Source organism: Pseudarthrobacter sp. YAF2 (assembly GCF_052113345.1).
Lineage (GTDB): Bacteria > Actinomycetota > Actinomycetes > Actinomycetales > Micrococcaceae > Arthrobacter.
Map to the genome: position 1 here is coordinate 98319 of NZ_JBFRDA010000004.1, position 24352 is coordinate 122670.

The 24352-nt window shown below is 63.6% G+C and carries 24 protein-coding genes; 10 read left to right on the plus strand and 14 right to left on the minus strand.

What is annotated here, in order from left to right:
* The first annotated feature begins 109 nt into the window (after window positions 1–109).
* From nrdH to nrdF, 4 genes are all read left to right on the plus strand, one after another.
* Entirely contained in the window at window positions 110–355 is a 246-nt protein-coding gene (gene nrdH, locus AB4Y79_RS05935) for a glutaredoxin-like protein NrdH (protein WP_441859656.1), read from the plus strand.
* An 84-nt stretch (window positions 356–439) separates the two neighbouring features.
* Window positions 440–910: a class Ib ribonucleoside-diphosphate reductase assembly flavoprotein NrdI gene (nrdI, locus tag AB4Y79_RS05940; protein ID WP_441859871.1), complete on the plus strand. Its 471-nt coding sequence runs from the start codon at window positions 440–442 to the stop codon at window positions 908–910.
* 20 nt (window positions 911–930) lie between these two features.
* The gene (gene nrdE / locus AB4Y79_RS05945) at window positions 931–3051 is read left to right on the plus strand and encodes a class 1b ribonucleoside-diphosphate reductase subunit alpha (protein WP_441859657.1); all 2121 of its coding nucleotides are present in this window, start codon (window positions 931–933) and stop codon (window positions 3049–3051) included.
* Between the two features lie 98 nt (window positions 3052–3149).
* Complete coding sequence (gene nrdF, locus AB4Y79_RS05950; protein ID WP_018761532.1) at window positions 3150–4124, plus strand: class 1b ribonucleoside-diphosphate reductase subunit beta; 975 nt, start codon at window positions 3150–3152, stop codon at window positions 4122–4124.
* 129 nt (window positions 4125–4253) lie between these two features.
* Here nrdF and AB4Y79_RS05955 read toward each other — a convergent pair whose 3' ends face one another.
* From AB4Y79_RS05955 to AB4Y79_RS05965, 3 genes are all read right to left on the minus strand, one after another.
* Complete coding sequence (locus AB4Y79_RS05955) at window positions 4254–4415, minus strand: hypothetical protein (RefSeq protein ID WP_441859659.1); 162 nt, start codon at window positions 4413–4415, stop codon at window positions 4254–4256.
* Complete coding sequence (locus tag AB4Y79_RS05960) at window positions 4415–4897, minus strand: hypothetical protein (RefSeq protein ID WP_441859661.1); 483 nt, start codon at window positions 4895–4897, stop codon at window positions 4415–4417. Before AB4Y79_RS05960 ends, AB4Y79_RS05955 begins: the two co-directional genes overlap by 1 nt.
* Before the next feature lie 388 nt (window positions 4898–5285).
* Complete coding sequence (locus tag AB4Y79_RS05965; protein WP_441859663.1) at window positions 5286–6326, minus strand: AAA family ATPase; 1041 nt, start codon at window positions 6324–6326, stop codon at window positions 5286–5288.
* A 166-nt stretch (window positions 6327–6492) separates the two neighbouring features.
* On the opposite strand from AB4Y79_RS05965, the gene AB4Y79_RS05970 reads away from it, so the two are divergent.
* The 3 genes from AB4Y79_RS05970 to AB4Y79_RS05980 are packed head-to-tail and all read left to right on the plus strand — an operon-like array spanning window position 6493 to window position 9080.
* A complete protein-coding gene (locus AB4Y79_RS05970; RefSeq protein WP_441859873.1) occupies window positions 6493–7371 on the plus strand; it encodes an ABC transporter ATP-binding protein in 879 nt (292 codons plus the stop codon).
* A 7-nt stretch (window positions 7372–7378) separates the two neighbouring features.
* Window positions 7379–8611, plus strand: coding sequence for an ABC transporter permease (locus AB4Y79_RS05975; RefSeq protein ID WP_441859875.1), 1233 nt, complete (start codon window positions 7379–7381; stop codon window positions 8609–8611).
* 28 nt (window positions 8612–8639) lie between these two features.
* Window positions 8640–9080 (plus strand): hypothetical protein, encoded by a 441-nt coding sequence (locus AB4Y79_RS05980; RefSeq protein ID WP_441859665.1) that lies wholly within the window; start codon window positions 8640–8642, stop codon window positions 9078–9080.
* Between the two features lie 27 nt (window positions 9081–9107).
* Here the strand turns inward: AB4Y79_RS05980 and AB4Y79_RS05985 are convergent, their stop codons facing one another.
* Window positions 9108–9662: a hypothetical protein gene (locus AB4Y79_RS05985; RefSeq protein ID WP_441859667.1), complete on the minus strand. Its 555-nt coding sequence runs from the start codon at window positions 9660–9662 to the stop codon at window positions 9108–9110.
* 271 nt (window positions 9663–9933) lie between these two features.
* On the opposite strand from AB4Y79_RS05985, the gene AB4Y79_RS05990 reads away from it, so the two are divergent.
* Complete coding sequence (locus tag AB4Y79_RS05990; protein WP_441859668.1) at window positions 9934–10512, plus strand: hypothetical protein; 579 nt, start codon at window positions 9934–9936, stop codon at window positions 10510–10512.
* A 39-nt stretch (window positions 10513–10551) separates the two neighbouring features.
* Here AB4Y79_RS05990 and AB4Y79_RS05995 read toward each other — a convergent pair whose 3' ends face one another.
* Genes AB4Y79_RS05995 through AB4Y79_RS06015 form a run of 5 tightly spaced genes read right to left on the minus strand, consistent with a single transcriptional unit; the run spans window position 10552 to window position 16231 of the window.
* Window positions 10552–11727 carry a hypothetical protein gene (locus AB4Y79_RS05995; RefSeq protein ID WP_441859670.1) on the minus strand — a complete coding sequence of 392 codons (1176 nt, stop codon included), beginning with the start codon at window positions 11725–11727 and terminating at the stop codon, window positions 10552–10554.
* Window positions 11721–13010 (minus strand): glucarate dehydratase family protein, encoded by a 1290-nt coding sequence (locus AB4Y79_RS06000; RefSeq protein WP_441859672.1) that lies wholly within the window; start codon window positions 13008–13010, stop codon window positions 11721–11723. Before AB4Y79_RS06000 ends, AB4Y79_RS05995 begins: the two co-directional genes overlap by 7 nt.
* Before the next feature lie 40 nt (window positions 13011–13050).
* Window positions 13051–13962 carry a carbohydrate ABC transporter permease gene (locus tag AB4Y79_RS06005; protein WP_441859674.1) on the minus strand — a complete coding sequence of 304 codons (912 nt, stop codon included), beginning with the start codon at window positions 13960–13962 and terminating at the stop codon, window positions 13051–13053.
* Window positions 13959–14909, minus strand: coding sequence for a carbohydrate ABC transporter permease (locus AB4Y79_RS06010; RefSeq protein ID WP_441859676.1), 951 nt, complete (start codon window positions 14907–14909; stop codon window positions 13959–13961). Before AB4Y79_RS06010 ends, AB4Y79_RS06005 begins: the two co-directional genes overlap by 4 nt.
* Window positions 14906–16231: an ABC transporter substrate-binding protein gene (locus AB4Y79_RS06015; protein WP_441859678.1), complete on the minus strand. Its 1326-nt coding sequence runs from the start codon at window positions 16229–16231 to the stop codon at window positions 14906–14908. Before AB4Y79_RS06015 ends, AB4Y79_RS06010 begins: the two co-directional genes overlap by 4 nt.
* A 101-nt stretch (window positions 16232–16332) precedes the next feature.
* On the opposite strand from AB4Y79_RS06015, the gene AB4Y79_RS06020 reads away from it, so the two are divergent.
* Together AB4Y79_RS06020 and AB4Y79_RS06025 are read left to right on the plus strand one after the other, a co-directional pair.
* Entirely contained in the window at window positions 16333–17163 is an 831-nt protein-coding gene (locus AB4Y79_RS06020) for an NAD-dependent epimerase/dehydratase family protein (protein WP_441859680.1), read from the plus strand.
* A 40-nt stretch (window positions 17164–17203) separates the two neighbouring features.
* Complete coding sequence (locus tag AB4Y79_RS06025) at window positions 17204–18016, plus strand: IclR family transcriptional regulator (RefSeq protein ID WP_441859682.1); 813 nt, start codon at window positions 17204–17206, stop codon at window positions 18014–18016.
* Between the two features lie 22 nt (window positions 18017–18038).
* Here AB4Y79_RS06025 and AB4Y79_RS06030 read toward each other — a convergent pair whose 3' ends face one another.
* The 5 genes from AB4Y79_RS06030 to AB4Y79_RS06050 form a co-directional block, all read right to left on the minus strand.
* A complete protein-coding gene (locus tag AB4Y79_RS06030; RefSeq protein ID WP_441859684.1) occupies window positions 18039–19559 on the minus strand; it encodes a glycoside hydrolase family 32 protein in 1521 nt (506 codons plus the stop codon).
* Between the two features lie 2 nt (window positions 19560–19561).
* Complete coding sequence (locus AB4Y79_RS06035; protein WP_441859686.1) at window positions 19562–20449, minus strand: carbohydrate ABC transporter permease; 888 nt, start codon at window positions 20447–20449, stop codon at window positions 19562–19564.
* Between the two features lies 1 nt (window position 20450).
* Window positions 20451–21416, minus strand: a complete 966-nt coding sequence (locus tag AB4Y79_RS06040) for a carbohydrate ABC transporter permease (RefSeq protein ID WP_441859688.1) — start codon at window positions 21414–21416, stop codon at window positions 20451–20453.
* A gap of 75 nt (window positions 21417–21491) precedes the next feature.
* On the minus strand, window positions 21492–22787 hold the full coding sequence (locus tag AB4Y79_RS06045) for a sugar ABC transporter substrate-binding protein (RefSeq protein ID WP_441859690.1): 1296 nt from the start codon (window positions 22785–22787) through the stop codon (window positions 21492–21494).
* 147 nt (window positions 22788–22934) lie between these two features.
* Window positions 22935–23957 (minus strand): LacI family DNA-binding transcriptional regulator, encoded by a 1023-nt coding sequence (locus AB4Y79_RS06050; RefSeq protein WP_441859692.1) that lies wholly within the window; start codon window positions 23955–23957, stop codon window positions 22935–22937.
* Between the last annotated feature and the right edge of the window lie 395 nt (window positions 23958–24352).

Consider the following 24352-nt stretch of genomic DNA (forward strand, 5'->3'; position numbering starts at 1 on the left):
ACATCATCTTGGGGTCCAAAAGAGGCGCCTGCACTACATGTAGTATCTACATACGGCTTGGACGGGGACACCGCACCAGCAATAGATTTCAACTAAGGGGACAGGGACAATGACCGTAACGGTTTACACGAAGCCTGCTTGTGTTCAGTGCAACGCCACCTACCGTGCGCTCGACAAAAAGGGCATCACCTACCAGAGCGTCGACATTTCCCAGGACGCCGAGGCTCTCGAGCGCCTGAAGGCACTGGGCTACATGCAGGCTCCCGTTGTGGTCACCGACCAGGGCCACTGGTCAGGCTTCCGCCCGGACAAGATCGAGGAACTGGCGCTGTCCGCCGTTTCCTCCGTGGCTTAAGGTTTCCGCTTTTCCCGACAGCAACCAGCTGAGGTGACGTCCATGGTGGCACCCACAGCACAGCGTGACCACGCGGCTCAGCGCGTGGAGGCGTCCGCGCCGGCCAGTGCACAGGCTGATGCGGAGCCGGTTACTACCGGCAGCCAGCTCATCTACTTTTCCTCTGCATCCGAGAACACCAGCCGCTTCGTCAGGAAGCTAGGCCGTGAGGTGGCCCGGATCCCGCTCTACGCGAAGGACGCACCCCTCCTCGCCACCCGGCCGTTCGTGCTGGTGGTGCCCACTTACGGCGGCACCGGGGGAGAGGGGTCCGTTCCCAAGCAGGTCATCCGGTTCCTCAACAACCCGCAGAACAGGCAACTGCTCCGCGGCGTGATTGGTGCCGGCAACACGAACTTCGGGGACAACTACTGCATGGCGGGGGACATCATCGCCGCCAAGTGCAAAGTACCCCACCTCTATCGATTCGAACTTATGGGAACGCCGGAAGACGTCACCCGGGTCAACCAAGGATTGGACACGTTTTGGACACGACTGTCGCAGACACAGAAGTAACCAGGGCCGGGAAGCCTGAGATGCCGGCTGCCTACAAAGGCCTGGGATACCACGAACTGAACGCCATGCTGAACCTCTATGGTCCCAGCGGTGAAATCCAGTTTGAGGCGGACCGTGAGGCCGCGCACCAGTATTTCCTGCAGCACGTGAACAACAACACCGTGTTCTTCCATGACCTGGAGGAGAAGCTCGACTACCTGGTGAAAAACCAGTACTACGAGCGCGAAACGCTGGACCAGTACACGATGAACTTCATCCGTGAACTGTTCAACCGTGCCTACAAGAAGAAGTTCCGCTTCGAAACCTTCCTGGGTGCTTTCAAGTTCTACACCTCCTACACGCTGAAGACGTTCGACGGCAAGCGTTTCCTGGAGCGCTACGAAGACCGAGTGTGCATGGTTGCCCTGCACCTGGCCCGCGGCAACGAACAGCTTGCCCTCCAGATGGTGGACGAGATCATCGAGGGCCGCTTCCAGCCGGCCACCCCCACCTTCCTGAACGCCGGCAAGAAGCAGCGCGGCGAGCTGGTGTCCTGCTTCCTGCTGCGCATCGAAGACAACATGGAGTCGATCGGGCGCAGCATCAACTCCGCTCTGCAGCTGTCCAAGCGCGGCGGCGGCGTGGCCTTTGCCCTGACCAACATCCGCGAAGTGGGCGCGCCCATCAAGCAGATCGAGAACCAATCCTCCGGTGTCATCCCCGTGATGAAGCTCCTCGAAGACAGCTTCTCCTACGCCAACCAGCTCGGTGCCCGCCAGGGTGCCGGTGCCGTGTACCTGCACGCGCACCACCCGGACATTTACCGCTTCCTGGACACCAAGCGCGAGAACGCGGACGAGAAGATCCGCATCAAGACCCTCTCGCTGGGCGTCGTCATCCCGGACATCACGTTCGAGCTGGCCAAGAAGGACGAGGACATGTACCTGTTCTCGCCGTACGACGTCGAACGCGTCTACGGCATGCCGTTCTCCGACGTCTCGGTCACCGAGAAGTACTACGAGATGGTGGACGACTCCCGCATCAAGAAGACCAAGATCAAGGCGCGCGAGTTCTTCCAGACCCTCGCCGAGATCCAGTTCGAATCCGGCTACCCGTACATCATGTTCGAGGACACTGTGAACCGGGCCAACCCGATCGACGGCAAGATCATCATGTCCAACCTGTGCTCGGAGATCCTCCAGGTTTCCCAGCCCACCACGTACAACGATGACCTGTCCTACGCGGACACCGGCAAGGACATCTCCTGCAACCTGGGCTCGCTGAACATCGCCAAGACCATGGATTCGCCGGACTTCGGCCTCACCATCGAGACCGCCATCCGCTCGCTGTCCGCCGTCTCTGACATGTCCAACATCACCTCGGTGCCGTCCATCGCCAAGGGCAACGACCAGAGCCACGCCATCGGCCTGGGCCAGATGAACCTGCACGGTTACCTGGCGCGGGAACGGGTCCACTACGGGTCCGAAGAGGGCCTGGACTTCACCAACATCTACTTCTACTCGGTGGTGTACCACGCCGTCCGCGCCTCCAACCTGCTGGCCATCGAAACCGGCCAGACGTTCGGCGGCTTCGAGAAGTCCAATTACGCGTCCGGTGAATTCTTCGACAAGTACACGGAGCAGGAGTGGGTGCCGCAGACCGAGAAGGTCCGCGAGCTGTTCAAGAACGTGCACATCCCCACGCAGGCTGACTGGCAGGCGCTGAAGGCTTCGGTTATGGAGCACGGCATCTACAACCAGAACCTGCAGGCTGTGCCGCCCACCGGCTCGATCTCCTACATCAACAACTCCACCTCCTCGATCCACCCGGTGGCGTCCAAGATCGAGATCCGCAAGGAAGGCAAGCTGGGCCGCGTGTACTACCCGGCGCCTTACCTGACCAACGACAACCTGGAGTACTACCAGGACGCGTACGAGATTGGCTACGAAAAGGTCATCGACACGTACGCCGCCGCCACCCAGCACGTGGACCAGGGGCTGTCGCTGACGCTGTTCTTCAAGGACACCGCCACCACCCGCGACATCAACAAGGCCCAGATCTACGCCTGGAAGAAGGGCATCAAGACCATCTACTACATCCGTCTCCGCCAGCTCGCGCTGGAAGGGACCGAGGTTGAGGGTTGCGTCTCCTGCATGCTGTAGTTGAATCTTCAACTAACCTGTGAAGTACGACGGCGGGTGCCCGCCCGCCGTCGTACGCTTTAACTTAGAGAAAACCCACCCAACGCATAGGGGATGACATGACCGAGAAGGTCAAGCTGTTGAGCCACGTCGAGGCCATCAACTGGAACCGCATCCAGGACGACAAGGACGTCGACGTCTGGAACCGCCTGGTCAACAACTTCTGGCTGCCGGAGAAGGTGCCGCTGTCCAACGACGTCCAGTCGTGGAACACGCTGACGCCGGCTGAGCAGCAGCTGACCATGCGCGTGTTTACCGGCCTGACCCTGCTGGACACCATCCAGGGCACTGTGGGCGCGGTTTCACTGATCCCGGATGCGCTGACCCCGCACGAGGAAGCCGTGTACACGAACATCGCGTTCATGGAGTCCGTGCACGCCAAGAGCTACTCCTCCATCTTCTCCACGCTGGCCTCCACCAAGGAGATCGACGAGGCGTTCCGCTGGTCCACTGAGAATGAGAACCTGCAGAAGAAGGCCCAGATCGTCATGGACTACTACCAGGGCGACGATCCCCTGAAGCGGAAGGTGGCCTCCACGCTGCTGGAGAGCTTCCTGTTCTACTCGGGCTTTTACCTGCCCATGTACTGGTCTTCCCGGGCCAAGCTGACGAACACAGCTGACCTGATCCGCCTGATCATCCGCGATGAGGCCGTGCACGGCTACTACATCGGCTACAAGTTCCAGAAGGGCCTGGAGAAGGTTTCCGAGGAGAAGCGCCAGGAGATCAAGGACTACACGTTCGAGCTGCTGTTCGAGCTGTACGAGAACGAGGTCCAGTACACGCACGACCTGTACGACGGTGTCGGCCTGGCCGAGGACGTCAAGAAGTTCCTGCACTACAACGCCAACAAGGCCCTGATGAACCTGGGCTACGAGGCGATGTTCCCGGCATCCGTGACCGATGTGAACCCGGCCATCCTCTCGGCGCTGTCTCCGAACGCTGACGAGAACCACGATTTCTTCTCGGGCTCGGGTTCGTCGTATGTGATCGGCAAGGCCGTCAACACGGAAGACGAGGACTGGGACTTCTAGGTCTGTCTTCCGAAGGGCTGACCAAGCCTTTGGACTAGTACGAATGACCCCGCATGCTGAGGCGTGCGGGGTCATGTGTTTGTGCAGCCAAGGGCAACGCCTGCAGCGAAAGCGTGTTGCCCCGGGCGTTTACGTGCCGCTTCCGCCGCTGCCCACCGTTCCACGGGCCTTCTGCCGTCGTTCGTCGGCTTGGAGGATGCCGTCACGGACGGCGGCGCGGATGACGCCGTAGAGGACGTAGAAGAACACCGCCGCGAAGACGACGGTCAGGACCAGGCTGTCGAGTGCCATCATCCCTCCTGTTCCCAGTACTTCTGGGCGCCCGCGGCAGCTTCCCGCAGCCGGGAGCCGTCGAGGACGATGCTGCTTTCGCTCATGCCCATGTCCGTCCATTGGGCGACCAGTCGCAGGTCACCGGCCGGCGGCAGCGGCCATAGCCACAGCCTTCCGGTTGCCGACATATCGTCTTCCCCGCCATTGCCTCCCATCGGACGGAAGTCAAAGACCGGCCCTTCAGGTTCGTGGTCGATTGGCGTGGACCTCCCGTACATCGCGAGGGATGACGTGCTGGCTTTGGTGCCGTCCGCGAACTGCATTCCAAATAGGAGCACGGAACCGGCCGAGATGTCCCCTTCATGCATGTGAGGCGCCGGGCGGTGGAAGGCAAGGTTCAACTCTGACCATCGCCGGTCATCCTGGTCAGAGCGGCGGAGCATCCAGGAGATTTCAAAGACGCATCCGGTGGAGAAGACCTTGGCGGTTTCAAGGGCCATTACCAAGGCCGGCGATTTAAATATGAACCGGCTCATTGGAACGACGGCTGGCAGCTCGTACCGAGGCGGCGCAATCCATGGAGGGGGCGTGAACTGCGGAGTTCGTGGGCGGGGAGGGGGCGCTGGTATTGCGTAGTCCTGGAAGAAGGTCACGGGTCGTTCCCTTGGTTTCGCTGGCTGCGACCGACCAGCGGGCCAGCGGGCGCGAGCCCGCCGCGGATCCCCCAATCCGTCCTTACCTCGCCTAGTGTAGCCGCGTGTGGTGCCCGCAGCCTTTGTCGAGCGGGCAGTCCCAGACCGCAGTGGCCGTGAAGATCTTGGACCCCATCCCCTGGAGCGCCTGTCAGCGCTCGAATGTCGGCTGCGAGCGGTAGCGAGCAAGACCCCGTCAGGCCAGCCAGCGCCACCAGCGTGGCTGCTCCGGCTCTGGCTCCGGCGCCGGTTCTGGTTCCGGCTCCTCGCCCAAGGCCCGCGCGGCCCCGGCGATGTCGTCCACAGTGAGAGTCATGACGGCCTCGCGGTCGAGCGCGTCGAGGCTTTGTTCCTCGTCGAGCGACAGCCGAAGCGCCTGGCGGTTGAGTGCCTGCTCGAACAGCGTGCGGACGAATCGTGCGTTGCCGGAGTCCTCGCCCGCGTGGAGCCCCGTGAGGATGCGGCGCAGCATCTGGTCAGCACCCGGCTCCAGGGTGTACTCGTGTTGCGCCAGCATCTGGTTGAAGATCGTCTGGAGTGCGTCCACGGAGTAGTCGGGGAACGTGATCTCGCGGGCGAACCGGGAGCGCAGTCCAGGATTCGAAAGCAGGAAGGACTCCATCAGCCGCGGGTACCCGGCCACGATCACCACCAGGCGGTGGCGGTGGTCCTCCATCCGCTTGAGCAGGACTTCGATCGCCTCGGAGCCGAAGTCCATCCGACCGTCCTCCGGGGCCAGCGCGTAGGCCTCGTCGATGAACAGGACGCCATCCAAGGCGCGCCGGATCACCCGGTCCGTCTTGATGGCGGTCTGGCCAACGTACTGTCCCACAAGACCCGAACGGTCAACCTCGACCAGGTGGCCTTTCTGGAGTAGGCCGACCGCGCGGTACATCTCGGCCAGGAGCCGGGCCACGGTGGTCTTGCCCGTGCCCGGGTTTCCGAGGAACACAAGATGTTGTGATGTGGCCACCTCCGGCAGGCCGTGCGCCTTGCGGCGGGCCTGGACCTGGAGCAGTGCGACGAGTGCCCGCACCTGTTCCTTCACGGTCTCCAGTCCCACCAGCGCGTCGAGCTCGGCCTGCACTTCGTACAGCGGCCGGGCCGGCCCGGGCCTCGCGCCGATGAGATCGCCGACGAGGTCGTCGACGCGCTCCGAACCGGGCAGCTTGAGCTGATCGGCCAGGTGGCCGATTGTTTCGCGCAGGTCGTCGAGCGGGTGGCGGCTGGGAGCCATGCATCCACTGTAGTACCCGATTTCCGACCCGTCCGTCTCTTTGACTCCTCAGGCAATGGATCGTGACATGGTTACCCGGTACGACGGGATCGCCAACGGATACGCTGAGATCATGACATCGGGGGACAGGGCGCAGGAGCCGCTGGTACACATTCAGGATTTCCGAATGGACTTCGGGGACACCACGGTTATCCGTGACCTGTCCTTTGATGTCCACGCCGGAGAGACATTCGGATTCCTTGGGAGCAACGGGTCCGGGAAAACCACCACGCTGCGGGCGCTCCTGGGTATCTACCGGCCCACGGCCGGGACGTTGCACATCGGCGGTAAGGTCTTCGAGCCCCGGGACGGGGCCAGCCTCGGATACCTGCCCGAGGAACGCGGGCTGTACAAGAAAGAACATGTCCTGGATGTGATGGTTTACTTCGGCCGGCTCAAAGGATTGTCCAAGACCGCAGCCCGGTCCTGGTCCGAGGACTACCTGGAACGGGTCGGTCTTGCCGGCAAAGCCAGGACCCGCCTGGACAAACTCTCCAGCGGCCAGCAGCAGAAAGTCCAGCTCGGGGTAACCATCATGAACAACCCGGGGCTGCTGATCCTTGACGAGCCCACCAAGGGCTTTGACCCTGTCAACCGGCGCCTCCTGATGGACATTATCGAAGAACACAAGCGGGCCGGGGCAACCGTCATCATGGTCACCCACCAGATGGAGGAAGTCGAGCGGCTCTGCGACCGCGTCATCCTGCTCAAGGACGGGGTCTCCCGCGCCTACGGGACGGTGGAAGAGGTCCAGGAGGAGTTCGGTGGCACCGTCTACCGGGTCACCCACGACGGTTCCCTGCCCGCGTCGGGGCTTTTCGACGTCGTATCGGATGAGGACGGCCGGGCGGAGCTCTCGCCGCGGCCCGGGGCGACGGAGGAGAAAGTCCTGCGCGCACTCGTGGAAGCAGGCGCCGGCGTCCGTTCCTTTACCCCGGCGAGGATTTCCCTGGATGAAATCTTCATCCAGGTCTACGGCGAACAGCATGAACTGACGGAAGGCTGACATGGCAATGGGACAGCACAACCTCGGCACTGTCATCTCGTTCGAGTTCTTCCGGACCATCAAGAAACGGGGCTTCGTGATCGCAACCCTGGCGCTTCCGGTCATCCTCGTGCTCATCTTCGCCCTCGTGTACGCGTCCAACGCCAGTACAAAGGACACTGCGGCCGCGCAGAAGAGCGCCAGGTTCGCGTTCACCTACACCGACGCCTCCGGAATCATCGCCCCTTCCGCCGCCAAGCTGGCCGGCGGGACGATAACCAGCGATCCGGCGGCGGCGATCGCCGCCGTGAAGGCCGGCACCTCTGAGGCGTACTTCGCCTACCCGGCCGATCCCGCCAAGGAGTCGGTGAAGGTCTACGGCGCCGACAAAGGCATGTTCGAGAACGACAAATACCAGGCCGTGGCCAGGCAGCTCCTTACCGTCTCAGCCCAGAGCCAGGTCGGCTCTCCCCAGCTGACGGCGGCACTGACTGGAGCCGTCAAGGTCGACTCCGAAACCTTCAAGGGCGGCAGCGCCGCCGCCGGCGTCGGCGGAATCATCCCGCCGCTGTTGTTCCTGGTCATCTTCTACATTTCGATGATCCTTCTTTCAAACCAGATGCTGAACTCCACCCTGGAGGAGAAGGAAAACCGCGTCACCGAAATGATCCTGACCACCCTGAATCCAACCACCCTGATAACAGGCAAGATCATCTCGCTGTTCGCCGTGGGGCTCGTCCAGATCCTCGTGTTCCTGGCGCCGGTCGGACTCGCTTACTTGTTCTTCCGGGACCGCCTTGCCTTGCCCCAGGTTGATCTGTCCTCCCTGGTCTTCGAACCCGGCCCCATAATCGCCGGGGCACTTCTCACGCTGGGCGGATTCACCGTCTTCACCGGAGTCCTGGTGGCGATCGGGGCGATCATGCCGACCGCCAAGGAAGCTGGAACCGTCTTCGGCCCGCTCGTGGCAATGATGTTCATCCCCTTCTATACGATCAGCCTGATCATCTCCAACCCGGGGGCGCTGATCGTGCAGATCTTCACCTACTTCCCGCTGACCGCTCCGGTTACCGCACTGCTTCGCAACGGCTTCGGCACTCTCAACCCTGTTGAGGCGACCATCGTCGTCGTCGAACTATTCGTCGTCGGGACTCTGATCCTTCGGTTGGCCGTCCACCTGTTCAGATACGGGTCCATCGAATACGGGCGCAAGCTCTCCATCGCCGGCACCTTCCGCCGCAACGAACTCGCCGCCAAATGACCGGGCATCACGCTGATGGGCACGTGCCATGACGCACGGCGCCCTGGGCGAGGGTACTCCGGACGGCGACATTCTGATCCGGCGGGGCGTGATCCTTACCGGCCGGGCGCTCTTCAAGGGCTGGGCCATTGCGACGACGCTGTGGCTGGTCGGCCTGTATATCGTATTGGCGGCGACCTCGCAGGGGTTCCTGCTCGACCTCGCCCTCATGGTCCTGATGTACGGGTACGGCATCGCCCTGGTCACAGGCGTCCCGCTGGCCTGGATCCTTGGGTATTTACTCAGACCCATCCGCAACCAATGGATCCATGTTGCCGCGTTCTTCATCGTGCCGACACTGGGCTTCTGGGCGCTGGGATCCATGCTCGGCTTCGGCTGGACAATCGGTGCCCTTGGTCTCTGGGCAACGGTAGGCCTCGCCGCAGCCTTGGGCCGGATGGCTGTCTGGCGGGACGTGGCAGTCCGGTGAGCGCACGCCGGCAGCAGGCAGGCAGCCTCAGCCGGTCACCCGCACTCCGCCCACCGCCCCGGTCCAGGGCGCATCTGCGGGTGCAGGCAATGACAGGTGCGCGGAAACATAGCCTTGTTGAAGTGTGATGACCTGTGACGCGGACCCTGGGCAGTCCACCGTGAGCTCGACAGGCCAGAGCGTGACCGTGGGATTCTCCTGGCGGATGAAGATCCTGGCGTTGGGAGCACCGATGCAGGCCGCAGTGACGGTGTACTCGCCGGCTGCGTCTACCTGTTCCGTGGTGCCAAAACCCCTGGCAGGCCCGTCCAACGGCCCCTCTTGAAACAGGAGGACGTCTCCCGGGACAGCTTTTAGGAGCCCGTCCAAATCCTGGTAGTTTCTGACCTCACGCTCAAGGACCAGGGGGTCAGCGGGTGGCGCCGCGGATTTCGCGGGCAGGGCTGTGGCCGTGCCGTCAGCTCCGGTGCCCGGGGTATGTGCCGTATCCGGGTAGTCATAGGAACACCCGGCCGTTCCGGCCAGAGAGGCCAGCAGGCAGAGGGGCAAAGCCGGCCGGCGCCAGAAGCCTTTCGTTCGCACGCTTCCATGGTGATCGCGGCCACCGGTGAAAGCAACCAGCACGCAAGGTGGAGGTGGATGGACCGGCGGCGTTTGGGGGGCGGCACCCATGGTCTCCTGGTTGCACTGGCCGCCGGTCCTGTCCCTGGTGCCAAGGCCCTGCCGCGTCGGCAGGATCTTGGTCTCTACGGTAGGAGCGAAACCCAAACGACCGCCCACGTTCCACGCAAATTTAGCTCAAGAACCGACTCAGGACATCGCTTCCATACATGCCGGTGCGAGACTTCGGTGCATGAATGATCCACGGTCCAGGATTCTGCCCCTCCTCCGGCACGGCGAACAGTTGCTGTGGGTTGGTCAGCCGAATCCCCGTGTGCGTTTTACCGGTGCCGATGCATTGCTTGTGCCGTTCAGCATTATGTGGGGCGGCTTCGCGGTCTTTTGGGAGATCATGGCGGTCTCGACGGTGAGGCAGCCTTTCTTTGTTCTCTGGGGCATTCCGTTCGTCCTGGTGGGCCTCTATTTCATCTTCGGCCGGTTCATCTTCAAGAAGCGGCGGAAACTCGCTACCGTATACGCGCTCACTACCCGCCGGGCAATCGTCTGCACGGGTGAGAGGTCCGTCGCCGATTCTCCGGTCGGCGTGCCCACCAAAGTCGACCGGTCCCGGGATGGACGGCATGTCAGCGTGACTTTCGGTTCCCAAGGCCTCTCGGGGCTGTTTGGCATGTACCAGAACACCGGGCTGGATTTCTTCAGCCTTGGGCTCGGGCAAACGGTGGCCTTCTACGACGTCGAAGACGGTGACGGCCTGCTCACGGCCCTTGACCAGGCCCAAGCCGGTCACAGCCCCGCCGGGCCGGCGAACTAAGCCCGCGCCCGGGCCTGGTGCCCCGCGCTGAACGGCCCCTTAACGCAAAATTGTAAGTGCCTGCGAAATCGCCGAAAGCCGCCTGCTGGAGGCAAGTCCCAAATGATAGACATGCAGCTCGTCGGCGCCCGCCGCGTGAAGCGCGCCCCACTCGCTTGCCAGCCCGCCGCCGTCGGACGGCTTTGGCGGCAACGCCAAAACGTACGCACCTGCGCGCACACCGGCGGCTGACATGGCTTGGAGCGTCAGCGCGCCGTCGCTCGGGCTGCCCCAGCACGGTACGACGGCGGTGACGTCACCAAGCTGCCTCCACAACCGGCTCCTGCGCAGCGACTCCACCGGCACGAACGGTCCCGCGTTCCAGGGATCCGGCGACGCGTGCAGGGATACGCGGGGACTGGAGCCGGAAGCTTCGACGGCTGCCAGGCACTGATCCAGCAGCGCCGCTGTGGCGTCCCAGCGAACCTCCAGCAGGGGAAGGAAATCCCCTGCGTTTGACGCCGTGGCCACGGTGAGTTCCGGATCCCCTGATTGCACCACCTCGGCGCGCACCCGGTCCTGCTGTGCGGCGGCCGGCAGCCCGCGCGCCTCGTAGGCAGCCTTGCACGCCGCGCAGAAACACAGCGATAGCAGCGCCTGCACCCACGGTGAGTACTCGGCGCCCTCCGTCTTTTCGTGCCGGTTCTGATGGCTGAAGCCCAGCGGGCCTACGGCTTCCAGGATGAGCCCGTCGGGTTGCCCGGCCGCGAGGACCCGCGCCACGATCCCGGCGGCGTACCCGCGGACCGCGGGGTGCGAGGGGCACAACGCGTAGCTGTACACCTCGCCGAACGCGTTGCGTACGCACATGCCGGGGTTGTTGCCGCCGGCCGCGCTCGAGTGGGTCAGGACGGCCCATGCGTCCACCGGGAGGTTGGCTGCCTGTAGCGCCGCGGCGGCCTCACCGAACGCGTTCTCCGTCCCCGTCCAGTCCCACGCACTGCCGGGAACGAGGGGCTGGCCGGTGAAAGCATCACCGGCGGGCACGTAGAGCGCCGCGGATCCGGCATCAACCACGCGGCGGTCGGGGTGCCGCGGCGTGCCGGCGCGCACCGAATGGTAGGCCGCCGCAAGCGCCACGCGGTCCACCCCGCTGTCCTTTATCCACTCAACGGCCTCGCGGTCACCGAGCACATCCCAGGGATAGAGGTACCCGGTGACCTGCGGCCCTACCACCGGGGGAGGTCCGCAGTGAACCCGGGGACGAAGCGCTGCATGTAGCCGGTGTCATCCCGGGCCGTCATCCGGGCATCGAGGTATTGCTGGTGCAGTTCGGCGAGTTTTTCCCGGTCCAGCTCCACCCCCAATCCCGTGCCTGTGGGGACGCGGACGCTGCCGTCCACAAAGCGCAGGGTGCCGGGCTTAACCACATCATTGTGCCCGTTCCAGGGATAGTGGGTGTCGCAGGCGTAAGTGAGGGCCGGGGTGGCTGCGGCCACGTGCACCATGGCGGCAAGGCTGATGCCCAGGTGGGAGTTGGAGTGCATGGACAATCCTATTCCGAAGGTTTCACAAATGGCCCCCAGTTCCCGGGTGTGGCGCAGGCCGCCCCAATAGTGGTGATCACCGAGGATGACCTGGACCGAATCCAGTTCCACGCTGCGCCTGATGTGCTCGAAAGCAACAACGCACATGTTCGTGGCCAGGGGCATGGTGGCCACAGCGGCCACCTGGCCCATCCCCTCAAGGCCCGGCGTCGGATCCTCCAGGTACTCCAGCAGGCCTTCGGTTTCCCGGGCCACCCATTGGGAGGTTTCCACGGTCCATGCGGTGTTGGGGTCGAGCCGGAGCGGCATGTCCGGGAATGCTTCGCGGAGCGCCCTGATGGCCTTGATTTCCTCCGCCGGCGGGAAGACTCCGCCCTTGAGCTTGATGGACTTGAACCCGTACTCGCCGATCATTTTTTGCGCCTGCCGGACAATGCCCGCAGGGTCGAGCGCCTCGCCCCACTCATCTGTGATGGCGGGCTTGCCGTCCATTGCCGGATGCTCGGCCCACTTATAGAACAGGTAGGCGCTGAAAGGAACTTCGCTGCGGACGGTGCCGCCCAGCAGTTCACTGACAGTCCGCCCGGTAGCGTGCCCTTGGATGTCCAGTGCGGCAACCTCGAAGGCGGAGAAGACGGCGGCGCGTTCGAACGCTGACAGAGACGGGTCGAGGGCCTGGTTGATCAACTGTTCCATCCGGGTGGTCTCGAAGACATTCACACCTTTGATGGCGTTGGCCCCCGCTGCCAGGTTGTCGAGCCTGCTGCGGCCGCCGGCGCATTCGCCCAGTCCCAGCAGGCCGTTGGCTGTCCGGACCTCGATGACCACCCGGTGGACCAGGGGTTCGTGGACTCCGACGGCGTTCAGCAGCGGCGGGTCCGGGAACGCGATGGGGGTGATGGTGATGTCCGTGATGATGAGGTCTGCCGAAGTGGGCATGGACGCGGCATGGATGGTGGTGCTGGTTTTCATTGAACTTCTTTCGTGGAATGGGCGGGGGAGAGGGGTCGCCCTACCCCTTGGTGGCGCCCGAGGTGATGCCGCGGATCATAGAGCGTTGCAGGAAGAGGTACACCAGGAGGCTCGGAATCATGGCCATCAGGGCGCCGGCCAGCAGCACTCCTGGTCCCACCGTGGTGTCATTGCGGAGCACCGAGAGGGCAACGGTCAGGGTGTAGTCGCTGGGGTCGTTTGCTGCGATGAGTGGCAGCAGGTACTGGTCCCAGACCATCATGAAGCCGAAGATCCCGATGACGCCGAGGGCGGGTTTGCAGAGCGGGAGGATGATGGTGAACAGCATCCGGAATTCGCCCACCCCGTCCAGCCGGGCGGCTTCCTCGATCTCGCCGGGGATCTCCTTCATGAATTCACTCATGATGAAGATGGAGAAACCCCAGATGCCGACCGGGAGGATGACGGCCAGGACGGAGCCGCGCAGGCTGATTCCCAGCAGCGGCAAATCTCCAAGGACCAAGGACAGCGGAATGCCGATGATCTCTTCCGGCAGCATCATGGTCATCAGGACCAGCAGCAGGACCAGCGCCTGTCCCCGGAACTTCTTCCGGCTCAGGCTGTAGGCGGCGAACACCGACACCATCATCTGGAGCAGGAGGCCGCCGCCGGCCACCACCAGGGAGTTCAGCAGGTAGCCCCACAGCCCCTGCTGCGTGGCGGCTTCAAAGTTCCGGAGCGTGAAGCTCTTGGGCAGCAGCGATATGTCCGTGGGGCTCGAATTCCGGTCGAACGCTCCGGAAATGATGGCCACGAAGGGCAGCGCAAAAATGCAGAAGACGAGCACGCAGAGCAGGATGCGGAGGATCATGTTCGGGCCGACCCGGGGAGACCAGCCAAGGGCGGTGTCGAATCGCGCGCCCGCGGATGGTTTCGCTGTGCGTGCCTGCGGGCGGGAAGCGGTGTCGGTCATCGTGCGGCCTTCCTTTTGCCAAGAAGCTGGGTACCGAGGGTCAGCAGGAGGGTGACCACCAGCAGGAGGACGGCGGCTGCCGATGCCACACCGATGTCATTGCGCTGGAACCCGAGTGAGTACATGCGGGTCATCCAGACTTCGGTGGATCCGGCGGGACCGCCGCCGGTGAGCACGTACACCTCCGTGAAGCTGCGAAGGCTGCGGATGGCGGCCAGGGTCAGGACAATCACCAGCGACGGGCGCAGGGCGGGCAGGGTGATGTACCGCAGCCGCTGCCAGATGGTGGCTCCATCCACCCCCGCCGATTCGTAGAGGGAACGGTCCACGCCGGTGAGGCCGGCCAGGATGATCACCATGTTGTAGGGCGCTCCGCTCCAGATGCCGACGACGGCGATGGACCACAGTGCCGTGTCCGTGCCGTTGAGGAATTGCAGGGGACCGAGTCCCAGCCAGCCCAGGATGCTGTTCAGCGGTCCGTCAGCGGTGGGGAAGTAGAGGATCCGCCAGATTTCGCCGACGACGGCCAGGGCCGTGACGACGGGAAGGAAGATGGTGGTGCGCAGGATCCACAGCGACCGTGCCTGGCCTTCCAGCAGCAGGGCCAAAGCGAACCCCACCACCAGTGCCCCCAGCGTCTGGGTCACACCGAGAACCACCGTGTGGCCCAGGGCTTCCATGAACCGGGCATCCGTCAGCACGCTGATGTAGTTGTCCAGGCCGACAAACACGTCGCCCAGGAACGGCTGGACCTTGAAGAAGCTCAGCCGGATGCCCTCGAGCATGGGGATGAACTTGAAGTACAGGCCCAGGACGGCCGCCGGCACCAGAAAGAGCCAGATTGCGAGGAGTTGCTTGCCGTTGCGGCGCTTCCTGCGCGCCGGCTCCTGACCAGTATCCGGACCCCGGGTCAACGACCGCGCTGGTTTGGTTGGGGCAGTGGTCATGACTTTGCGTTCTGGCTTGTCAGTTCGTTGTTAATGGCGGTGTCAAGGTCCTTGAGCCCGGATGCCACATTGTCCGCCGCGCAATCGGAGGCGATCTTGTTCAGCGCTTCCGCCGCGGCCTGCTTGATCGGAACGAAGTTGATGGCGGACGGGAACGACTTCGAAGAGTTCTTCAAAGCGTCCTGGACCACGGCCCAGCGCGGGTCGTTGTAGACGGCGGCGGCGTCGACGCCGGAGTTCACCGGCACCCGGACGATCGGCTGCTTGCCGGCGGTCATTCCTGCCTTCTGCCCCTCTGCTGAAACGAGGAAGTCAATGACCTGCTTGGTCTGGTCCTTCTTGCCGTTGGTGGCCGTGACGTAGATGTTTTCGCCTTCCGCCAGGACGGTGTTGTCCTTGCTGCCCTTGGGGGTCTCGATCACTTCGTACTTGTCCTTGCCGAGCGAAGCGTCGAAAGAGGAGAAGTTGTAGGGACCGGTCAGGATGATGCCTGTTTTACCGGTCTGGAAGAAGGGGGTTGCGGCGCTGGTGGCTGCTGTGAGGGCACCGGGCTGGGTGTTGCCGGGGGTGCAGAACTGCTGCTTGATCCAGGTGACGCCCGCCTGGGCGTCGGATGCGGAGGCTGAATATTTCCCGTTGCCGTCGTCCTTGAGGTACGTCCCGCCGTCCTGCCAGAGGTAGGAGGAGGCCCACCAGCCGAAGTAGCCGCGTTCCGTGGATCCGGGAACGGTCATGCCGTAGGTGTCGGCCTGGCCGTTGCCGTCCGGATCCTGCGTGGCGAATGCGGTGGCGAGTTTCGCCAGGTCCTCCTGCGTTTTGGGAACGGGCAGGCCCAGCTTTTCGCGCCAGTCCTTGCGGATCATGGTCACCATGGTCTGGCGGGAGAACGGAACGCCGTACGTGGATCCGTCCAGGCCCTGGGTCTCCTTCCACAGGGAGTCCGGTATCGCGTCGTTGCCCGCCACGGAGGACTTATCGATCTTCTGCAGGTACCCCTGTGAGGTGTAATTGCCCAGGGCTGCTGAGTCATTGATGACCAGATCCGGCAGTTTCTTGGACGCTGCCCTGGTTTGGAGCTGCTGGTCCAGGTCCGGGACGCCCTGGAAGTTGACCTGCACACCAGTCTTGGCTGTGAACTCCTTGAACAGCGCGGAGTACGTGGTGGCGGCATCGGTTCCGGCGCGCGCCCACACCTCGATGGGCTGTCCATCATCTTTCGCCGCCGGTGCCGAAGAGCCGCTGCCGCAGCCGGTCAGCAAGGCGGCCGAAGCCATGGACAGCGCCAGTGCCGCCCGAGAGCGGGACTTGAACTTCGAATCCACTTTGATTCTCCCTTTTTACATATATAAATGACTGTTACTATGTGAAACGTACTTCACGAGAGTATGATTACGGTCACAGGCTGTCAACCACTGGAGGAAACTTGGCCGCACCACCGAACCCCCTCATCGCCGTTACCGGAGGGGCAGGCATGATGGCCACGCTGCTGCGGCCTTACCTGGCGGACGCCGGCTACACGGTGCGGTTGCTGGACCTGACGGAAGCTCCGGAACTCCGTGCGAACGAGTCGTTGCACGTGGGTTCGGTAACGGACCCTGACTTCATGAACGCCGCCCTGGCCGGCGTCGCCGGCGTTGTGCACCTGGGCGGCCTGCACCGCGAGAAAGCGTGGGAGGACCTTGTGTCCACCAACATCACGGGCACCCAGGTGACGCTCGAAGCGGCCCGCCGCAACGGCGTCGAACGCGTCCTCCTGGCCAGCTCCACGCACGCTGTGGGATTCCACCCTACGGGTGCCGCGGCTGCGGATGCTGTGCTGCCGCCACGCCCTGATACCTACTACGGCGTCAGCAAAGCCGCCGTGGAAGCACTGGGCAGCCTGTACGCGGACAAGTTCGGCATGAAGGTGGTGAGCGCACGGATCGGGACCGGGGGTGAACGGCCGGGAAACCTGCGGACCCTTGGCTCCTGGCTCTCCCCGGCGGATTCCTTCCGCCTGGTCCAGGCGGCCCTCAGCGATGCAGGCGCGCCGGGTCACCACGTGGTGTGGGCGGTATCAGCCAACACCCGTGGCTGGGCGAACCTTGAAGCCGGGCGCGCGATCGGATTCGAGCCACGCGACAACGCAGAGGCATTTGCCGGCGAGGTTGACACCGCGACCGCGGACGAATGGGCCGCGCTTCTTGGCGGTGCCTGGGCCGGGAGTGACCATAAGCTGGGAATAGACAACTACCCGCACCTGGCCGCCAAATGACAGGCGGTGCGCTGGGATTGTGGCGAACGGGGGAGTACTAATGGCATCACTCGAGGTACAGGAGAGTGCTCGCGGGGAAGCACCCGGCGGCGACGTAAAGCTCGTGAAGTCCGCGGAACGGACCATCGCGATCCTCGAACTCGTCGCCGCAGCTCCACAACCCCTGACCACAGCCGAAATCTTCAAATTGACGGGATATCCCCGCTCCAGCCTGCACTGGCTCCTGTTGACGCTTCTGGAGCTCAACTGGATCGAGCAGACCCCCGAGGGCGCTTACCGGATCGGCACGCATGCATTGCTGTGCGGCACCGCCTACCTGGACCGGGATCCTGTGATGGGACACGTCCCCGGCGTCCTGGAAAAAGTCCGCAACGCGACGACCTTCACCACCCACTACGCCCGCCTGGACCGTTCCGATGTCATCTACCTGGCCACCCGGCAGGCGGTGGACCGCCGCCGGCTTTCCTCCCGGGTGGGCCGCAAGCTGCCGGCCCAGGTGACAGCCCTGGGCAAGGCCATCCTCTCCGAATATACCGACGAAGAGGTTCGGCAACGGATAGGTACGGGACCTTACGCCCCGCTGACGCCCAACACCGTTGCCGACTTTGCGGCGCTGCAGGCAGAGCTGGCCGAGTTCAGGAAGACCGGGCACTCCGTGGAGTGGGAGCAGAACACCGTAGGGCTGTGCTGCGTCAGCGTGGTGGTCCCTTACCGCATCCCAGGTACCGATGCGATCAGCTGCTCCATGCCGGTTGAACTTGCCACCGACGACGTCATCGAAAAGACCGTAGAGACCCTGCACTCAGCGGCGGGCGAACTGGCCCGCACCCTGCGTGCCGCCGGCATCCGGTAGGACTGCCCGGGGCCCGGCAGGATCAGTATCCAACGACGTCGAGCGCCACGAGGTGCGCGCCCGCGCCGTCAGCGAAGATCGCCATGGCCGTGCTCGCCTCGGCGGCAAACACCAGGTCCGTGATGGTGGCCAGTCCGTCCTGGGCGAAGACCTCCACAGAACACCGGTCCAGGTAGATGCGCAGGCGGAGTCGTCCGTCCTGCAACGGCACGGCTACGGATTCCACCGACGGGAAAGCCTCGTGGAAACCGACGTGCCCCGACTCCCTCCGGTCCAGCCTCAGCATTCCGTCCGTCGTGTCGTAGCGGATGAGCATCCGTTCAGCCTCTCCGGCCCGCAGCACCAGCCCCACGCCGGCTGCCGGGCCCGGCGAAAACTCAAGGTCGATCCGGGCCACAGCTGCCGTCACGGGGAGATCCGTGACGCCCGGGGCCAGGGCCCGTGCCCCGAGCCGGAAGCCCCCGTCTTCCGGCCCGGCGAACGGATCAATGGCCTTCTGCCGCAGCAGAACCTGCCCGTCCACGCGGGTGAGCCGGACTTCCCGAGGCAGTGACATCGAACTGCGCCAGCCGCCGGTGGGAGTAGAGCCGGCGTAGTCCCAGTTGTTCATCCAGCCGATCATGATCCGGCGGCCGTCCGGCACATTGTTGAAGGAAACGGCGGCGTAGTAGTCGCGGCCCCAGTCCAGCCAGCCGTACTCGCGCATGCGCGACGCATCGGCCTGGAGGCCCTCGGTGACGGTCGATTTCGACCGGAACGCCACGCCGTCGAACGTTCCGAGGAAGTACTGCCCGGCTGAGCCGCCCGCGATGCCGCCGGGGCTGATGTTCACGATGAGGACCCAGTGGCTGTCCTCCGGATCGCCGTCCACCGTGAGCTCGAACAGGTCCGGGCACTCCCAGACCCCGCCGGTGGCGTTGGCGGGCCCGAAGGTGCTCAGAAAATCCCAGGATCTGAGATCTGCTGACTTATAGAGGACAACCTGGCGGTGCACCGCCTCGACGGCGACCATCACCCAGTATCTGCCGGCGCCGCCGTCGTACCAGAAGACTTTGGGGTCCCGGAAGTCCGCCGAGGCGCGGTCCAGTACGGGATTCCCCTGGTACTTGGTCCATGTCATGCCCTCGTCCAGGCTGTAGGCGAGGGACTGCGCCTGGCGGCCGGCCAGCGGGCTGGCATCCGAATAGGCGCTGGTGTAGATGGCCACGAGCGGGGGATTGATGGCCGTGCCGAAGCCGCTGGTGTTGAATTCGTCGAACACGGCCGACCCGGAAAAGATCGCCTCGTGCTCGTCGCACGCAATTGCCACCGGTTGCTCGTCCCAGTTCAGCAGGTCCTCTGAGGTGGCGTGGCCCCAGGACATGTTGCCCCAGTCCGGGCCGAAAGGATTGTGCTGGTAGAAGAGGTGGTAGGTGCCGTTAAGGTAGACCAGCCCGTTGGGGTCGTTGAGCCAGTTCCGTTCGGACGTGTAGTGGAAGGCGGGGCGGTAAGGATCGCTGATCGCAGCGGGTGTGGTTCCTGCCGCCGTCGTCAATGTCTTCATGCTCAGCCCTTCACCCCGCTGGAGGCGATGCTGTTGACGAACGAACGCTGGAAGGCGATGAAGAGCACCACCACCGGAACGGTGATGAGTGACGCGTAGGCCATCACCTCGCCCCACGAGACATTCAGCTGGAAGAAGTACTGGATGCCGATCATCACCGGACGGAGCTCCTCTGACTGGACCACCATGAGCGGCCAAAGGTAGGAGTTCCAGGCCGGCAGGAAGGTCAGGATCGCCACCGTGGCCGTCGCCGGACCGGCCAGCGGCATCACCACCTGGCGGTAGATCTTGAACCAGCCGGCGCCGTCGATGCGGGCCGCCTCGTCCAGCTCCTTGGGAATGGACTCGAAGTACTGGTGGAACAGGTAGATGGAGAAGGCGTTGGCGATGAAGGGGATGATCTGGACCTGGTAGGTGTCCAGCCAGCCCTTGGAGATCTCGAGGCTGAAGCCGTTCAGCTCGAAGTAGGGAAGCTGGTTGACCCACCACACCAGGGGCAGGGCCAGGGTCTGGAACGGAACAATCAGGGTGGCCAGGATCGCGGTGAAGACGATCCGTTTGCCACGGACCTCCATGCGGGAGAGCGCGAATGCGCACAGGCTGTTGATGAAGATGCCCAGCACCACCGTCACGGCGGAAACCCCGATGGAGTTGATCAGGAACCGGGCGGCGGGGACACGGTCGAAGACTGCGGCGTAGTTGTCCAGTGAAATGTTCCCGATTGGCAGGAAGGCCGCCACCGAGGACATGTCACCGAAAATCTGCTGGTCCGGCTTGAGGGAGGACACCAGCATGAACACGATGGGGAAGACTGCAACGGCGGCGAACAGGATGCGCACAGCCATGGTTCCGAAGCTCCCCAGCTTCGCGGGAGTGAGGGTCGGCAACATGTCAGTCCTTCTCTCGGGTCAGGTAGCGCTGCACTGCGGAAATCAGCAGCACCAGGACGAAGAATACGAGCGAGATGGCCGAGGCGTAGGAGGTTTCCTGCTGCTTGAATCCGGACCGGACTGCCTCGTAGATGATGGTGGTGGTGGAGTCCAGCGGGCCGCCCTGGGTCATAACGCTGACCTGGTCAAAGAGTCCCAGCGCCTGGATGGTGATGGTGACCAGGACCAGGCTGCGGGTGTGCTTCAGGCCCGGCCAGGTCACATAGCGGAACTGGTGCCAGCGGCTGGCACCGTCCAGCTGCGCTGCTTCGTACAGTTCACCGGAAATGCTCTGAAGTCCGGCCAGCCATATGATCATGTGGAACCCCGCTGCCTGCCAGATGGACAGGGCGATGATGGCGGGCATGGCGGTAGCGGGGTCGTTGAGCCAGTCGGCACCCTGGATGAGCCCGAAGCTGAACGTGGCGAGCAGATCGTTGATCAGGCCTTCACGGCGGTACATGAACATCCAGAGCAGTGACACCACCACCATTGAAGTGACCACAGGCAGGAAGTAGATGGTTCGGAAGAAGTTCACGCCGCGGAATTTCTTGTTGATCAGCAGTGCCATTGCCAGGGCAAGGGCGGACTGCACCGGCACCACGACCACCGCGAAGTAGGTCACGTTCAGCAGGGCACGCCAGAACGTGGGGTCGGTGAAGAGCCGGACAAAGTTGTCTGTCCCTACAAACTCCACAGGCCGGGGGGAGATCAGGCGGGCGTTGGTGAAGGCCAAGCCGAAGCCCAGGATCGCCGGCAGGAACACGAACAACAGCAGCAGTATTGCTGCCGGGGCGATCATGCCCCAGCCGCTGAGCTGTTCGCGGAGGAAACCGGGGCGGGGGCGGTTCCGGGTGGCAGCGTTGCTTTGCTTTGCTGCAGCCGGATAGGCCGCGGGCGGACGGGTGGGAAGCGGGCTGAGGGTCATGGGAGTCTCCTTGACAGGACCGGGGGTTCGACGACGGCGGCACGTGCCGGCGTCGTCGACCCCCCGGATCTCTGGCTATTTCTGGTAGCCGCCGTTGGACTTGATGTTGGCGTCAATCGCTTTGGCTGCCTTGTCCAGCGCACCCTGCGCGTCCGCTCCTGCAAGGATGTCCTGGGTTGCCTTGCCGAATTCGGTGGCGATGAAGGGGTACGCGGGGGTCTCCGGCCGCATTACGGCGTAGTTGCGGGAGAATTCCATGAAGACCCGGTTGGGGCCACCTTCGGCGAACGCGGGAATCAGAGCAGCAGCTTCATTTGTGGCAGGGATGCCTCCCGTTGCCTTGATGACGGAAGCCACGTTTTCCGGCTTGAGGGAATAGGACAGGTAGTCCATCGCGGCATCGGTATTGCTGCAGCCGCTGGTGACGCCCCACTGCCAGGAAGCGCCGCCGATCTTGGGACCGTTGCCCAGGTCCACGCTGGGCATGACCGCCAGATCATCTCCCAGGGCCTCCCGGGTCTTGTCCCCTGCCCAGGAACCGGTGTAAAGGATGCCGCTCTTGTTGTTCAGGAAGTCCTGCGTGGAATCTTTCCCGCTCTTCGTTGCCATGAAGCCCTGATCCGCCAGCCCGCGGAACCACTTGGCCCATTCGACAGCCTTGTCACCATTCAGGGCTCCATCCGCCGACTGATAATCCTTGCGGTTGATCAAGTCTCCGCCGAAGGACTGCAGGAACGGCGAGTACGCATAGGGCAGCCACTCGCCCGTTCCGGCAGTACCCATGTCCAAGGGGTAATCCCATTTACCCAGCGCCTTGAGTTTGGTCAGTGCGTCCTGGAACTCGTCCTTCGTCCACGGCTTTTCAATGGTGGCGACGCGGACGCCCGCCGCAGCGAGATCGGATTTGCGGGCAAACATGGACAAAGCGACGTCGCCGTACCCAACCGCGTAGGTCTCGCCCTGCCATTTGGCAACGGTGCTGGGGAGGTTCTTGGAAAGGTCCGCGGTCAGTTGGAGCGGCTTCAGGTAGCCGGCCCAGGCCCAGTTGGGGACGTTGGGACCGTCGATGTCCACAATGCAAGGAAGGTTTCCGGCCGATGCGGCTCCAACAACGGAATCGTTGTAGGACTCCTGCGGGAAAGCCTGCACCTTGATATGTGCCTTCGCCCCGCTGCTTTTGTTATAGGAGTCCACGATCGACTGCGTCGCCGCCAGTTCCGCCGGGTTTCCGGCGGCGTGGGTCCACATGGTGATCTCTTTGGGGCCTTCGGTTGTGGACGAAGAACTGCCCTTGCCGCAGCCGGCGAGGGTGGCAGTGAGTGCGGCGGCGGCTATGCTGGTCGCGAGGACCTTGGTGAGCGTCTTGTTCATGGGTCAGTCTTTCTGCTGGGACACAGTGGAGGGATTGGTGGGGTCCTGCCGGGAACGCGGCCGCTGCAACGGCTGCGTTCCCCTTTTTAGTGGGTTTACTGAGGGACCAGATCCGTAGTCACGGACCTGGCTCAGTCTCCGGTTGGCTTACGCCTGTGGGGGAGCCACAGATTCCCGCTCAACGAGTGGGCAGGTGATCTTCTGCTGGATGCGGGCGGCGTCCGGGTCCTCGAGTTCACTGAGAAGTTTGAGGACGGCCCACCGGCCCATTTCGTAGTGCGGGAGTGCCACGGTGGACAGCCCCGGCCAGAGGGCATCCGCGATGAGTTCGAGGTTGTCCACCCCGACGATTGAGAGCTCCTGCGGTACTTTGAGGCCCAGGTGGCCGGCCGCCTGGTAGGCGCCCATGGCCATCTGGTCACTGAAGCAGAACAGCGCGGTGGGCCGTTCCTTGCGGGATAACAGCTGCAGTGCGGCCTCCCGCCCTCCGGCTGCGCTCGGATATGCGGCTACGAGGCTTTCTTCCGGCAATTCCAGTCCTGAACGGACCAGGCCTGCGCGGAAGCCTGCAAGCCGCCCGTGGGCCGCCGGAATGTCGTCCTCGTTGTTGATCATGGCGACCCTGCGGTGGCCTGCCGCCACCAGGAGTTGAGCGGCAGACTGGCCGGCGCCGAATTCGTCCGGCACCACGGAGGACAACCGGGGATCGTCCGTAGCAGCATCCAACACGACGGTAGGCAAGCCGTTGAGCTCCCCGGGTACGGGTACCAACTGGTGGAACATCCTGGCGTAGATGACCCCATCCACCTGATGCTGCCGCAGGGCCCGGATTTCCTGGCGTTCGAGTTCATTGTCCAGGCCGGAGTTGACCACCATCAGCAGGTGCCCGTGCTCGGAGGCGGCATCCTGGGCACCCTGGATCATGGCACCGGCAAAGGGCGTGGTGGTGATCTCATCGCTGACCAGGCCGAGGATCTGGGAGCGCTGGTTGCGCAGTCCGCTGGCCAGCCGGTTGGGGGCGTAGCCGAGGTCACCGGCGACCGCTTTGATGTGCTCCACAGTGCGGGCGTTGACCCGTGAGCTGTGTGTTTCGCTCAGGGCATGGGACACGGTGGTCACGGAGACGCCGGCGGCTTTTGCCACGTCCCGGATGTTTACCTTGGTCACCATTGACTTCATTCCTTTGCAAAACGTTTTGTATGTTGCCTGCATCACTATATGCAAAACGTTTTGCGTTGGTCAAGGCCTTCATGGCATCCTCCGCCGAAAACCGTGGAATTACCCCTCTTCCGACTTGGCATAAAGTGCCAGCAGATCGCGGCTGAACTCGTGCGGTGACGTTTCGCAGGGGCTGTGGCCACCCCGGTACACCCCGATGCGGGCCTGATTGCCTGGGGAACATTCTGCATCAGCCCGTAGATGTCGCGGGCTGACTCCCGGCGCGTGAAGCGGAAACGGTAATTGACGAACCGCTGCCGTCCCGGCGGTACACGAACCATCCGGCCACTGCGGATCCCCCAAATCAGCAGGGCAGCGCCCGCCCGTCCGTTCACCCATGTGCTGAA